This window comes from Hydrogenophaga sp., from assembly GCF_018780075.1.
Classification (GTDB): Bacteria; Pseudomonadota; Gammaproteobacteria; order Burkholderiales; family Burkholderiaceae_C; genus Hydrogenophaga.
The window spans coordinates 1-14,207 of record NZ_JADMKB010000009.1; the positions used below are offsets into that span (position 1 = coordinate 1).

The 14,207-nt window shown below is 69.7% G+C and carries 10 protein-coding genes; 2 read left to right on the top strand and 8 right to left on the bottom strand.

What is annotated here, in order from left to right:
* Together IV088_RS02850 and IV088_RS02855 are read left to right on the top strand one after the other, a co-directional pair.
* Nucleotides 1-1,346: MMPL family transporter (locus IV088_RS02850; protein WP_291097482.1), on the top strand; the 1,346-nt coding region annotated here is incomplete at its 5' end.
* Nucleotides 1,347-1,504: 158 nt separating this feature from the next.
* Nucleotides 1,505-2,329, top strand: a complete 825-nt coding sequence (locus IV088_RS02855; RefSeq protein ID WP_291097484.1) for an alpha/beta fold hydrolase — start codon at nucleotides 1,505-1,507, stop codon at nucleotides 2,327-2,329.
* Nucleotides 2,330-2,374: 45 nt separating this feature from the next.
* Here IV088_RS02855 and IV088_RS02860 read toward each other — a convergent pair whose 3' ends face one another.
* From IV088_RS02860 to IV088_RS02895, 8 genes are all read right to left on the bottom strand, one after another.
* Complete coding sequence (locus IV088_RS02860) at nucleotides 2,375-2,812, bottom strand: response regulator (RefSeq protein ID WP_291097486.1); 438 nt, start codon at nucleotides 2,810-2,812, stop codon at nucleotides 2,375-2,377.
* A complete protein-coding gene (locus IV088_RS02865; RefSeq protein WP_291097488.1) occupies nucleotides 2,809-6,231 on the bottom strand; it encodes a PAS domain-containing protein in 3,423 nt (1,140 codons plus the stop codon). The genes IV088_RS02860 and IV088_RS02865 overlap by 4 nt, the downstream gene beginning before the upstream one ends.
* Nucleotides 6,228-7,283: an ABC transporter substrate-binding protein gene (locus tag IV088_RS02870; RefSeq protein WP_291097490.1), complete on the bottom strand. Its 1,056-nt coding sequence runs from the start codon at nucleotides 7,281-7,283 to the stop codon at nucleotides 6,228-6,230. Before IV088_RS02870 ends, IV088_RS02865 begins: the two co-directional genes overlap by 4 nt.
* 161 nt (nucleotides 7,284-7,444) lie before the next feature.
* Nucleotides 7,445-8,170, bottom strand: coding sequence for a prepilin-type N-terminal cleavage/methylation domain-containing protein (locus tag IV088_RS02875; RefSeq protein WP_291097492.1), 726 nt, complete (start codon nucleotides 8,168-8,170; stop codon nucleotides 7,445-7,447).
* Nucleotides 8,171-8,197: 27 nt separating this feature from the next.
* Nucleotides 8,198-9,511: a prepilin-type N-terminal cleavage/methylation domain-containing protein gene (locus IV088_RS02880; protein ID WP_291097494.1), complete on the bottom strand. Its 1,314-nt coding sequence runs from the start codon at nucleotides 9,509-9,511 to the stop codon at nucleotides 8,198-8,200.
* Nucleotides 9,508-10,710, bottom strand: coding sequence for a type II secretion system protein (locus IV088_RS02885; RefSeq protein WP_291097496.1), 1,203 nt, complete (start codon nucleotides 10,708-10,710; stop codon nucleotides 9,508-9,510). Before IV088_RS02885 ends, IV088_RS02880 begins: the two co-directional genes overlap by 4 nt.
* Nucleotides 10,707-12,935, bottom strand: coding sequence for a hypothetical protein (locus IV088_RS02890; protein ID WP_291097498.1), 2,229 nt, complete (start codon nucleotides 12,933-12,935; stop codon nucleotides 10,707-10,709). The genes IV088_RS02885 and IV088_RS02890 overlap by 4 nt, the downstream gene beginning before the upstream one ends.
* Complete coding sequence (locus tag IV088_RS02895) at nucleotides 12,935-14,206, bottom strand: type II secretion system F family protein (RefSeq protein ID WP_291097500.1); 1,272 nt, start codon at nucleotides 14,204-14,206, stop codon at nucleotides 12,935-12,937. The genes IV088_RS02890 and IV088_RS02895 overlap by 1 nt, the downstream gene beginning before the upstream one ends.
* Between the last annotated feature and the right edge of the window lies 1 nt (nucleotide 14,207).

Here is a 14,207-nt window from a genome sequence, read left to right on the forward strand (position 1 = left end):
TCATCCAGATCAAGGTGATCCAGGACCTGGCGCTGATCGCCAGCATCGGCGTGGCGATGCTGATCGTCACCAACCTGCTGCTGCTGCCCATCCTGCTGTCCTACGTGGGCGTGAGCCCCCAGGCGGCCGAGCGCAGCCTGCGCGCGGACTCGGCGCAGGCCCTGCAGAAGTCGCGCCTGTGGTCGGGCCTGACCCGCTTCACCCAACGGCCCGCCGCCGCCCTGGCGGTGGGCACGGGCGCGCTGCTGGCCGCGGCCGGCTTCGCGGTGAGCCTGCACCTGTCCATCGGCGACCTCGACCCGGGCGCGCCCGAGCTGCGCCCGGACTCGCGCTACAACCAGGACAACGCCTACCTGATCTCGCACTACGCGGCCAGCACCGACATCCTGACCGTGATGGCCACCACGCCGCCCGACCGCTGCACCAGCTACAACGCACTGTCGACGCTGGACGCGCTGGCCTGGCAGTTGGAGCAACTGCCCGGGGTGGAATCCACCAACTCCATGGCCGCGCTGTCCAAGCTGGCCATGGTGGGCTACAACGAAGGGCACCTGAAGTGGTTCGAGCTGCTGCCCAACGAAAGCGCCCTGGGCGGTGTGCAGACCCGCGCGCCGCGTGAGCTGTTCAACCAGAGCTGCTCGTTCCTGGCGCTCTACGTCTACCTGAAAGACCACAAGGCCGAGACGCTGGAACGCGTGGTGGCCGAGGTGGAACGCTTCAAGGCCGAGCACGACTCGCCCGAGCTGACCTTCAAACTCGCCGCGGGCAGCGCCGGCATCGACGCGGCCACCAACATCGTGGTGCGCCAGGCCATGCGCCAGATGCTGCTGTGGGTCTATGCCGCCGTCGTGCTGCTGTGCTGGATCACCTTCCGCTCCTGGCGCGCGGTGATCGTGGCGGTGCTGCCGCTCATGCTCACCTCCATCCTGTGCGAAGCGCTGATGGTGGGCTTGAACATGGGCGTGAAGGTCGCCACCCTGCCGGTGATCGCGCTGGGCGTGGGCATCGGTGTGGACTACGCGCTCTACGTGCTCAGCGTCACGCTCACCCGACTGCGCGCCGGTGCCAGTCTGGCTGAGGCCTATGCGCACGCGCTGCAATTCACCGGCCGCGTGGTGATGCTCACCGGTGTGACGCTGGCGCTGGCCGTGGGCACCTGGGCCTTCTCGCCCATCAAGTTCCAGGCCGACATGGGCATCCTGCTGGCCTTCATGTTCGTCTGGAACATGGTGGGTGCGCTGGTGCTGCTGCCCGCGCTCGCGCACTTCCTGCTGCCCACCGCCCGGGCCGCCCGCACACCAGCGGCCGAAGCGCCTGTGTCCCAGGTCGACACCGCCACCGTCTGAAAGCCTGAACGCCCCCCATCCATTTTTCACCCCCTCGACAGGAGACCCCATGGAGCCCGACCTCGCCCACTTTCTGGCCCAGAACTCCAGCGTTCGCTCGAGCAGCGAAGGAGCGCCGTTCTGGATCAAGACCACCATTCCGTTCTGAAGGCATCACCATGACCGATTCAATCGTTGCGATCCATGGCGCCAGCATCCGCTGCCGGGACAGCGGTGGCGAGGGGCCGGCGGTGCTGATGACCCACGGCATCGGCGAGTCGCTGGAGTTCTGGCACCGGCAGTTCGACGACCTGGGCCCGTCCCTGCGCCTGATCGCCTGGGACATGCCGGGCCATGGCCTGTCGGATGAATCCGCCGACGCGATGGACCTGGAGGGGCAGGCCCGCGCGGCCTGGTCACTCCTGGACCACCTCGGGGTTCAGCGGGTGCACCTGGTGGGCAACTCGCTCGGCGCGGCCATGTCCCTGCGCATGGCCGCCCAGGCGCCCGCCCGCGTCAGCTCGCTGGTGCTGGCCAACTCGGCCGCGTTGGGGCCCGAGGTGTTCGGCGCCTTCAGGCTGATGGCACTGCCCTGGCTCGGGGAGCTGATGAACCGGCCGGGCCCCACGGCGGTGGCCCAACAGATCAAGGCCATCGTCCTTCGGCCCGAGGCGATCACGCCACCGGTGCGCACCGCCATCGAGCGCAATGTGCGCAGGCCCGGCGCCGCGGCCCACTTTCTGAAGCAGCTGCGCGCGATGACCACGCTGCGCGGCCAGCGCGAAGCGGTGTGGACGCGGTCACACCAGATCCTGCAAGGCCTGAGGGTGCCCACGCGCATCGTTCACGGTGAGCAGGACGTGGTGCTGCCGATCGCCCACTCCGTCAGGGCGCATGGCCTGTGCAAGGGCTCGGAGCTGGTGCGCTTGAAGGACTGCGGGCACACCCCCCAGCTCGAACAGCCCGAGGTGTTCAACGCGCTGCTGCGCAAATGGCTTCTGTGAGCCGCGAGAGGCCCGGGCCACGCGCGGGCGCCGCCGCCGCCCGCATCAAAGCCGGTCTGGCCGCTCGTTGAGCACGCACCAGTACAGCTCGATCTGCTCCGCGACCTCCATGAACTTGTTGAAGCTCACCGGCTTCTCGATGTAGGAGTTGACACCGAGGTCGTAGGCGGTGGTGAGGTCCCGGTCTTCCCGGGACGAGGTCAGCATCACCACCGGGATGCGGCGGAAGCGCTCGTGGGCCTTGAGCTGGCGCAGCACCTCCAGCCCGCTGACCTTGGGCAGGTTGATGTCGAGCAGGATCACCGCCGGCAGGGCCTCGCCCGCCTCCCAGCGCGGCATGAAGGCCAGCGCCTCTTCGCCGTCGCGCGCCACCTGCACGTGGTTGGAGAACTTCCTTTTGTTGAACGCGCGCAGCGTCAGGTCGAGGTCCATCGGGTTGTCCTCGACCAGCAGGATCGGGGGAAGGTTCACGCCAGTGTTCATTCGGGAAACTCCAGATAGAAGGTGGCGCCGGCGCCCGGGCTGCTCTCGCCCCGGACACGACCGCCCATGCGTTGCACCGCCTTGGCCACCAGCGCCAGGCCCACGCCCGTGCCCGGGAACTCTTCGGCCCGGTGAAGGCGCTGGAAGATGCCGAACATGCGGTCGTGGTATTTCATGTCGAACCCGACCCCGTTGTCACGCACCCACAGGATACGCCGGCCGGGCACGCTGCGGGCACCAATTTCCAGGGTCGGCGGCTGGCTGTCGCGGCTGAATTTCAGCGCATTGCCGATCAGGTTGCGCAGCACCACCGAGATCCCTTCGCGGTCCAGCGCCAGCGTCAGGGGCTCCACACACAGGTTCACCTGCACACCCTGCGTCTGGATGTCGGCGTGGTAACCCTCCAGAATCTGCTCCACCAGGGGCCGCAACGCGACCGGCTCCTGCGCCATGCCGCGGCGCTCCATGCGCGAGTACTCCAGCAGGTCGATGATGAGCGCGCCCATCTGCTGCACCCCCTGCCGGATGCGTTGCACGAACTCGCGCCCGTCGGCGTCCAGCCGATCCCCGTAGTCGTCCACCAGGAGCTGGCTGTAGCCGTCGATGCCCCGCAGCGGCGCCTTGAGGTCGTGCGACACGGTGTAGGAGAAGGCCTCCAGCTCCTGGTTGGCCTGGCTCAGCTGGTTGGTGCGCTCGGCCACGCGCTGCTCCAGCTCCAGGTTCAGCTGCCTGAGCCGCTCTTCGGCCTGCATGGTGTCGGTGACGTCGAGCAGGGTGCCGATGTAGCGCGGCCCCCGGCCCTCGGCTTCACGCGTGACGCGGCGCACCGTGCGGCGCAGCCAGCGCATCGGCCCCCAGGCCGGGTCGGTGCGGAACAGCAGGTCGCCCACTTCCTCCGCATTGCGGATGCGCTGCATGTCGTCCACCACCATGGCCCGGTCGTCGGGGTGGATGCGGGCCAGGTACTCCGCGTCGGTGGGCGTGCGCCCCGATGGATCGAGACCGACGTTGCGAAACAGCTGGGCCGACACCGTCAGGCGCTGGGTGCCCACCTCGCCCGCCCAGCTGCCGAGCTTGACCAGCGCCTCCGCCTGTTCGAGCATTTCCTTGTAGTCCTGCAGTGCACTCGTGGCCTCCCGGCGTTCGGTCACGTCCATGGTGGTGCCATAGAGGCGCAGGGGCTGGCCATCAACATCACAGGCCAGGCGGGCGTGCAGCTCGACATGGCGCAGGCCAGCGGGTGTGACGATGCGGTGTTCCATCACCCGCAACTCGCCGGGCTCACCCTCGGCATGCCGCCGCATCTGGCTCAGCACCCGCTGCAGGTCGCCCGGGTGGATGCGGTTCAAAAACAATGCCTCTCCTGGTTCGTCCTTCGTCGGGTCATAGCCCAGAAGACGGAACATGGCATCGGACCACACCACCTTCTGGGTCCTGAGATCGACGCTCCAGTTGCCCAGACAAGCGATGTCCTGCGCTTCGGCCAGCATGGACTCCTTCTCCTGCAGGGCCTGCTGGGCGAGGGTGATGTCGGTCACGTCCAGCACCATGCCCACCGTGCGCACCGGTCGCCCGCCGTGCCACTCGGTCTCGCCTTTGACGCGCAGGTGCTTGAGGCGGTCACCGGGCAGGCAGATGCGGTAGGCGGTCTCGTACACGGTGCCCTGCTCGATCGAGGCCTGGTAGGTCGCGCTCACCCGCTCGCGGTCGTCCGGGTGGATGGTGGTCAGGAAACTCTCGTAGGACGGCTTGAAGTGGTCGCTGTCGGTCTCGTGGATGCGGTAGACCTCTTCCGACCAGACCACCTCGCCAGCGTCCAGATCGAACGCCCAGCTGCCCATGCGCCCGATGCGCTGCGCCTCGCGCAGCTGCTGCGCGCTGCTCAGCAGCGCGGCCTCGGCCTGTTTGCGTTCGGTCACGTCCTGGATGGTGGCGAACAGCCGCTTGACGCGACCATCGGCGTCGCGCACGGCGCGCACGTCGATCTCGGTGTGCACCAGGCGGCCGTCCTTGCGCACAAAGCGCTTCGACATCTGGTAACCCGCGCGCTGCCCCGCCAGCAGTTCGTCGAACAGCGCCACATTGCGCTCCAGGTCGCCGGGCGGTGTCATCTCGGCCCAGGTCATGCGCAGCAGTTCTTCGCGGGAATGGCCCAGGATCTCGCACAGCCGGTCGTTCACCTGCAGCCAGCGTTTGTCGGTCGGCGACGAGATCGCCATGCCCAGGAACGGCAGCTCGTAGAACATGCGCAGCAGTTCGGCCTGCTCGTGCTGGGCCTGCTCGGCGGCTTTCTGCGCCGTGGTGTCGAGCAGGATGCCGCTGATGGACAGGACCTCGCCTTGCCCATCCCGCGTGAGCGAGGTCCGGTCTTCGACCCAGGCCCAGCGCCCGTCGGCACAGCGGAGTCGGTAGACCTGCCGGTATTCGTCGGGGCCGTGTGCGATGTACCCCGCCACCTCGTCGTGGATGCGCGGTGCGTCGTCCGGGTGAAGCAACTGGCTGAACTGCAGTTGGCCGTCCAGGAAATCGGCCGTCGTGTAGCCCCACTGCGCCACCGACTGGCTCACGTAGCTCACCGGCCAGCCCGGTGCGTTGCGCCATTCGATCACCACCAGCGGTGAGCGGTTGACCAGCTCGCCCATGTGCAGCGCGCGGGCGCGGTCCGTCTGCAGCTGCTCGGCCATGCGGTCGGCGGCCTTGCCGATCAGACCCAGCTCGTCGCGGCCGCGCAGCCCGGTGCGCACCGTCAGATCGCCCTCCCCCATGGCCTTGAGCGCCTGGGCCAGCTGGCGGGCACGCCGGAACCACAGCAGGTGCAGCAGCAGGGCCAGGGCCGCGGTGACCAGCAGCGCGGCCAGGGCCTCGCGGGCCACCTCGCGCTGCACGCTGGCCCGGCGCAGCGCCAGCGCATGGCCGATGTCCACCCTTACCCCCAGCCGGTGGCCGTCGATCAGCGGCACCAGGCCGGTCAGCAGCGGCTGCCCCGCCACCCGCTCGACCGTGATGGCCGACGGCGCGGGCCGGGTGAACAACGGCACCATCCAGGCCTGCCCCGGGGTGTCCTGCGCCACCTGGGACACGGGTCGCCCCAGGTCCCCCCGCGACAACGACGCCAGCACCGCCGCCCCGGGGCCGGTGAGGTAGGCCCGGTCCAGCCCATCGTGCAGCCCGAGCGCCCCGACCAGGCGGCGCAGCCGCAGCGGGTCGGCCTGGCCCAGCCGCACGTCGATCCGGGCCTGCTCGATGCTCAGCCGCTCGCGCAGCCGCAGGGTCTCCAGGCGCTCGACATCGGCATCGATCTTCGCCATCTGACCCTGGTAGCGCAGACCGATGCCCAGCAAGGCGAGCGCAAACAGCAGCAAGGGCAGCAGCTGGCGGCCCGTCATGCCCAACACCCAGCCCCGGCTCCAGGCCTTCATGGCAGACCCTCCCGAACCGCCACCGGATCGTCTGACAGCAGGCGCCCCCAGTCGGGGGTGTCACGGATCAGGTCCATGGCCTTCAGGGTCAGGGCCAGGCCCTCGGCCTGCTGGCCCAGGCGCCTGGGACGGCCCGACAGCAGCTCCTCCGATTGCGGCGCGGTGACAAACCGCAAGCCCTTGAGCGTCGCGAGGTAGCCGTCCGCGGTCAGGCCCGCCCCGGGTGCCAGCAGCCGCGCACTGGCTTCGGGCCGCTCCTGCAACGCCGCCACCCCCCGCTGCCAGCCGGCCAACAGCTCGGCCACCTGCTGCGGCCGCGCCGCCCGCGCCTGCGCCCGCACCACCAGCACATCCATGATGTCGCCGGGCATCGCCCGGCTGTCGAAGATCGGGCGGAAACCCGCCTCGTGCATGGCGCCGGCCAGGGGCTCGTAAGACACCGCCGCATCCACCCGGCCGCTCTTGAGTTCGGACAGGTGCTGGGAGGCCTCCAGGTTGCGCACCGTCACCTCGTCCTGCCGCAGCCGGCCCGCCTGCAGCAGGCGCTGCAGCATCAGCGCACCGACCGTCGTGCCCTCCACCGCGATGGTCTTGCCCCGCAGGTCCCGGGGGCTGGCCACCGAGGCATTGGCCAGCACGACATCGGCGCCGGCCGACACGGCGAGCACCGCCACGATGCGCACGTCCACACCGTCGTCGGCCAGCCGCAGCGTTTCGTCCAGCGTCAGCGCGGCGGCGTCGAGCAGCCCGTTGCGGAAATTGCGCAAGGTCTCGGAGCTCGACGACAGCTCGATCACCTTGACCTGCCGGGCGTCCAGAAGCCCTTCTTCACGCGCCAGCGCCAGCGGGTCGTAACCCACCCAGGCGTTCATGCCCACCTTGAGTGGCGCCGGCGGTGGTGGCTGGCAAGCGGCCAGCCACACCAGCGGGAGCAGCAGAAGGGCCCGTGCCAGCCGCCACAGCGCGCGGCGCAGCGGCCACCACCCACCCGAACGTGGCCAGGCACGGCGCAGCCCCGGCTGCGGGCCTTCCCATCGGGTCGTGTGTGGCATGTGGGGATCTGGAGAGCGGTGAATGTGTTTCATTTTGTCACTCCCAGCCCCGGGCGCCGCGCCGGTGCCCTGTCAAGTCCCTCAATTCGCCCGGCAGCGTGGCTCGCCACCCACTGTCACCGGTGGACGCACCCGTTCCTACCGTCAGCGAGGGCCGGTGTTCACCGCATCATCTGCAGGTAGGCGGTGGTCACGGCCACCTGGTCTTCGTCGAAGGTGCGGGCGTTGGTGGTTCCGTACTGGTCGCGGTCGTCGATGCTCCAGAGCTGGCCGGTGGTGACGGCCACCGCGTTGGCCTGCACGGGTTCACGCAGGCGACCGAAACGGGCGTCGCTGCGGCCGTCGACCTGCTGGTCCAGCATGGACACCAGCGAATACGTGGTCCCGGTCAGCACCATCACGTTGCGGGGACGGGTGACATAGGCGCCCACCGTCGCCCCCGGCTCGGCCCAGTCGACGTTCTGGAAGCAGACCTGCACCTCCTGCGGGTTGCCGTTGCTGTCGAGGTACACGTACCGGTCCCCCTGGCCCTCGGTCCGGCCTTCGGGCAGGCGCACGCCGGCGGCCAGAAACGCGTTCTGCAGCGCATCGCCGCACAGCAGCGCGCGGCCCGCGGTGGCGCCATTGACCTGCCCCGTGGGGCTGGTGGCGCTGTCACCGGGAGGGCGGCCCACGCCGTTGATGTAGGCCTCGTAGGCCAGTTGCCAGCCCTGCACGAAGTCGCTGGAGAGGCGCTGGTTGGCGGCCGTGCGCTGCAGGTCGCGGCCCACGGCCACGGCACCCAGCAGGAGGCCGATCACCAGCATGCTGACGCTCAGCTCGACCATGGTGAAGCCGCGCTGGCTTCGGGGCGACCGCTGTTGTCTGGGGGAGATACGGAAATTCATGGTGCACATCCCGGGACAGGACAGGTGTCAGAAACCGATGGCATCGGCCATCAGTGCGTTGCGGTTGATCGAAATGGCGAGGTCGGTGATGGCGGTGGTGCGCGCCGCGAACTCGTCGTGGGTGGCGATGGCGTCGACCAGCGAGGCGGCCGAGTCGATCATGCCCAGTGCCGCCATCACCCCGCCCGCCACGGCGGCAGCGATACCGACCGCCGCAAGACCGATCTGGAACGACCGGGCGCCCACGCTCAGCACGGTGTCACCCACGGCGGCCGACATCGCCTGACCGGCGTCCGAACCGCCCGCGATGGCCGATGCGACGCCGGCGGCCGCGGCGGCCACGTCGGCCTCGGCCAGCTTGACCATCACGTACAGCTGGTCGCGGTAGTCGTACAAGGCGCGCTCCAGCACGAAGGCGCCGATCGCGGCGTTGAAGTGCGCGTGTTCGGCCGCCGACAGGCCGGTCTCGCAGGCCAGCAGCGCGAACAGCTCGGTGTGGCTGGCGGCGATGACGCTGTCGTCGTAGCTGCTGGTGCCGCGCGTGTTCGCCGACTCGAAGGTGGGCGACGTGTCGCTCGCCGTGGCGTTGGCGCCGTCGAAGGCCTGCCCGTCGCCGTCGGCGTCCAGCAGGCCGGGCGCCGCGATCACGAACGCGGCCGGGCGGCGCACGCCACCCGCTGAGACGCCCAGCCGGCCGGTGGGGGCACTGGTCGGGTCCGAGGCGGTGTTGAGGGCCAGACACACGTCCACCTGACCGACCGACGCCTCACCGCCCAGCGGACACGGGGGCACGTTGGCGGCGTTGCAGGCGGTGTTCAGTGGTTCGAACGTGTCGCCCGACTCGGTCGCCCCGAGTTGGCCGGCGGCAGCCACCGGCAGCGGCGGCGCATTGCCGTTGGGCGCGTTGCCGTTCTGCGGGCGCGGGCTCGGCGTGCGCACGCGCAGCGGGTTCATGCGGTCGCGGCCCACCGCCAGGTCGCGGTCTTCGGCGGCGGTGGCCGAAGGCTCCCGGAACACGCCGTAGCGCAAACGCCCGGCTTCGGGCCGGGGCAAGACCAGGGTCTGCCAGGGCAGGAAGCCCACCTGGCGCAGCCCGCCCGTGCCCGAGGTGCACGACTCGACGCCGTTGGCGTCGGCCGCCGGGCAAGGCAGGCGGTGCCGGGCGTGCAGGAACCCCGTCACCGACTGCTTGGCCTGTTGCTGCACGTCCAGCTGAAGGGCCGAGCTGCGTTGCCCGGCCGACTGCTGCCAGAACACCACCGCGCCCCAGAGCACCAGGCCCAGGGCCAGCAAGACCACCGACACCTCGACCAGCGTGTAACCCCGCGCGTGTTGCCTCATGGGTTGAGTCCTTTCCTGTCCAGCTCGACCCCGCGGGCGAGCGCATCGGCCAGCGTGTTGAACACCGTGGCGGCGTAGTCGCTGGTGGCCACCAGCTTGGCGCGGGCCTCCACCAGGGCCTCCTGCGCGTCCACCAGATCCTGCGCCGCGAGCACGGTTTCGGTGATGGCCACCGCCATGTTGACGGCGGCGATGACCACCGCGTAGACGGTCAGGCCTTCGGTGTTCGCGGCCGAGGCCAGCCCCACCAGGGTGCTGGTGGTGGCGATGGCCAGGCCCACGGCCGCCATGGTGATGCCGGTCTCGGCGCCCGAGACGCCGTCTTCGGCGGTCGTGATGTCGAACGCCCGCAATGACCAGTATTCCTGCATCACCCGGGTCGTGTCGTACTGGGCGAAGGCCACCTGCACCGCCGCCTGGGCCGCGCTCAGGCGCGCCACGCAACCGAGGCGCGCGGAGAGGTCGGCCGGGCCGACCGCCACCCCGATGTCGTCGTAGGTGGCGTCCTGCACGCGGCCCGGCAGGTCGTAGCGCCAGCTGCCCCCCGCACCCACCACGTTGTTGCCCTCGAACTGGCCGTTGAGCCCCGGGTGCACCACCGTGTAGGCCACGGGCAGTTCGGTCGCGATGTTGCCCGCCCGCAGCGTGCCGGCGGCCGCCGGGTTGTTGGCGTAGTCGCGCAACACCGCGCAGAGATCCAGCCCGTTGACCACGGAGCGCTGGGCCTGCGCAGCAAAGAGCTCGGCGGTCACCCGGCCCGCCGCCAGCACGGCGGCAGGCGCTGCGGCATCGTCCACCGCCATCACCGGCACGCCGCTGAAGCTGATGTTGATGTCGCGGGCCACTGGCGTGACCCCCAGGTTGAACCCGCCGCCCCGGTTGACCCCGTAGTGCAGGGTGCCCAGCTCGCTGCTGAGCCCCAGGGTCCGCCAGGGCATGAACACCGCGGTGGCATCGCCGCAGTTTTCCACGCCGCCGGTGTCGGACGCGGCGCAGGGCAGGCGGCTGCGCGAGAGCACGAAGCCCTCGATGGCCGACTGCGTCTCGCCCACCTGGCGCCGGATGTCCTGCAGGTTCACGGGCTGCCGGGTGTCGGCGACCCAGCGCCAGAGCATCAGCCCGACGATGCCGAAGATCACCAGCACCACGCTCAGTTCCACCAGTGAAAAGCCGCCCTGGCGGCGCAGGCGGCGGCTCATCGTGTGCCTCCCTTGATGTCGGTGTTCACCAGAATGTCCCCCGCGGCGGCCGGCGACCAGGGCGTGACCCCCGAGCCGGTGACGGTGCAGGACGGCGGGTTCTGGGACTGCGCCAGCACATCGTCGTACAGGTCCTGGGCGCGTGTGACCCGGTCCCCTGCGCTGTTCAACTCGGCCTGAATGCCATCGATCTCGCTCTGGATCGTGTAGGGACTGACAAACCGGCTGGTGGTCTGGGGCTGCACCGAGCCGGTGTTGCCCGAGGCACCGAGCAAGGCGGTCATGGCGGCCTGCACGGCCGGCGCGGTGTTCACCGACCCGTTGGGGCAGGGGTTGACCAGCGCAGGGTTGCAGGCCACGAAGGCGTTCAGGGGACCAAAGGAATACTGGGTCACGTTGACGATGTTGGAGTAGGTGGTCTGGTACTGGTTGCGGGCCGCCGTGAGCGCCGGCCCGGCCAGCGCCAACGCGGTCTGGGCAGCGGCCAGGTTGGCGCTGGCGGTGTCCCGCTCGGTGATGGCGTTGTTTCTTTCGTTGTTCAAGGTCGTGAGGTCTTGAAGCAGCAACAGCTCGCCAGACTTTTCGGTTCGGGTGGCGATCAGCGCGTCGCGGGCCACGGGATCGGTCGTTGCCGCGATCTGCGTGTCGAGCGCGGTGATTTCGGCCTGCAGCACCGGAATGCGGGTCGTGCGGGTCGCCAGCATGGCGTCGTAGTCGGCCACCGTGGCAGACCAGTTGGTCACCAGGGTCTGGTAGTTGTTCACATCGGCGGCGGCCTCGTCGTAGGCCCGCTGCCGGGCCACGTAGTCGCCCGCCGCGGCGATCAGGGGCGGCACCCGGTCGTCGATCTGCGCACTGCCCGTGCCGTTGCGGATCGCCGCATACAGGCTGTTGATCGCGTTGGTCCTTGCGGTGTTGGCGGTCGCGAGCCGGGCCTGAGCGTTCGCGAGATCGGTCTGGAGCTGCGCCAGGTCGGCCACGGCATCGTCTCGGTCGGCCTGTGCCCTGGCGAGGGCGTCGGCCACGTTCGGCACCGGGCAGGCCACCGACGAAGGCGGGCGGCTGTTGTCGGCCAGCACCAGGGCATTGCCCGCCAGCGCTGCGGCGGTCACGTTGAGGGCGATGGAGGCGATGTTGAAGCCGGTGGTGATGCCGGCCGCCACCGCCCCGCCGATGTGCGGCCCGATGGCGGCACAGGCGTTCACCGCCAGGCCCAGCGAGGCGCCACACAGGGCCGCGTCGGCGGCGGCGTTGCCCGCGTCCGAGGCAGCCTCGACGATGGACGCCGTGAGTTCCACCGCCGTGATCGCCGCGCCCAGGGCCGCGAAAATCACGGCCCGCTCGGCGGCGTCGATGTTGTCTTCCCGCATCTGATCGACCTGGTCGACCACGTCCAGACCGAGCGCCAGCGAGTCGATGGACTGCGCCAGCGGCTGACAGCTGAACGCCGCCTGCAGGCTGGTGAACGAGCGCTCCAGCACCAGGTCGTCGTAGCCGCCCAGCAGCGGCGAGCGGTTGGGGTCGTCGAAGGCGTTGACGGCGTCGGGGTTCACGCCGTCGAACAGCGACCCGTCGCCGTCTTCGTCGGCCAGGCCGGGGTGCACCAGCGCGTAGGCCACGGGCCGCTCGGGCGACGAGGTCACGTGCGCCAGGGCGGTGGAAAACGTGGCGCCGGTGCCTTCGCCCAGGCGCTGGCACAGGTCGGGCAGCGTCAGGATGTCGGCCTGGTAGGTGCCCCCGCTGGCGGTGGTGTCGCGCATGGCGGCGAAGGTCGGCACCGCGTCGTCGTATTCCAGCGGTCGCCAGCTGTCGCTCAGCATGGCCAGGTCGATGTCGGTGGTGCCGCGCTGCACGAGGTAGTGCAGCTGCCCGATGGCCACGCCCGGGTCGGCGCCGGCCAGGCGCAGCGTGGTCGACGGCAGCCAGCCCTTTTGCGCATTGGCGCCGCAGTCTTCCGAGCCGTCGCGGTCGGTGTCGGGGCACGGCAGGCGGCGCATGACGGTGGCGAAGGTGATCACCGCCTGGTCTGCCTGCGACAGGGTCGATTTTTCGGTGCGCGCGGTCTGCAGGGCGGTGCGCTCGCGCCAGCCCAGGTAACCGGCGAGCACCATGCCCGAGAGCACGAACACGAACAGCAGCACCTCCAGCAGGCCCAGACCTCGCTGCGCCTGCCGACCCATGTGGCGGGCGCTCCGACCCCGACCCTGCGCGACGTTGATGGACATCATCCGCCCCCTCCGAGCGACTGGTTCACCGACTGGCGCACCAGGTCGTAGATGGGCAGCAACAGGGCCACGATCATGAAGATGAACAGACCGCCGGCCAGCAGGATCAGGGCCGGCTTGATGATCTCGCTGAGCGTGCTGACCACCACGTCCAGCCGCTTGCGGTACTCCTGCGCCAGACGGTCCAGCTGCTTGTCCAGCGAACCCGACTCTTCGCCCACGGCAATCATGCGCACCGCCATGGCCGGGAACCCGCCGACGCGGCGCATCGACGCGCCCACGCCCTCGCCCCGCGCCACGCCGTCGCGCACCTTGAGCAGGCGCTCGCGGTAGTAGTAGTCGGTGGTGGCACGCGACAGGATGTCCAGGCTGGTCATGAAGTCCAGGCCGGCGCGCACCAGCAGGGCCAGGTGCTCGCTGATGAAGGCCATGCCCGACGAGGTGGCCAGCGTGCGCGCGATCGGCAGCTGGTGCACCAGCTCGTGGATGCCGCGTCGAAACCTGGGGAAGTACCGGTAGGCCCAGACCACAACCGCGATCACCAGGACCACGGCAAGCAGGAACAGCAACAGGTACTGCACCAGCACGTCGGACACCGCGATCAGCCACTGGGTGAGCGGCGGCAGCTTGGCCTGCAGCTGCTTGAAGAGCGCCGCCAGGTTGGGCACGACGTAATAGAGCCAGAAGAAGCCCACGCCCAGCACCGTGGCGAACACGAACATCGGGTAGATCAGGGCCGTGCGGATGTCGCGCCGGATGTCGATCAGGCGCTCGACGTGCGACGCCGACTCCAGCAGCATCCGGGAGAGCTCGCCCGACTGGTCACCGATCTCGGACAGGTTGCGCACGGTTTCGGGGAACACGTCGGGGTGGCGGTCGAACGACTGGGGCATGCGCATGCCCGACGACAGGTCGAGGTGCACCCGGGTCGCGATGTCGGACACGCCGCTCGAACCCGAGTCGTCTTCGACCAGGGTCTTGAGCGCGTCCATCATGGGCACGCCCGCCTCCAGCATGATGCCCATGTCGCGCAGAAAGCCCGCGAGGTCCTGCGTCCGGATCTGCTTGCGGAACATGCGCAAGCGGAACTCGTTGAGCGCGTTGAGCCACTCCGGCAGACGGAGCAGGTGCAGGACCGTGCCATCGGTGCGCTGCTCCAGGCGCAGGCGCACCGAGTGGTCGCGCTCGACCAGCAGCCGCAGGAAGCCGGATTCGACCTTCCCGTGCGGCAGCAGCACGCGGTAGAAATAGGTGCGCAAACCGATGCTCATG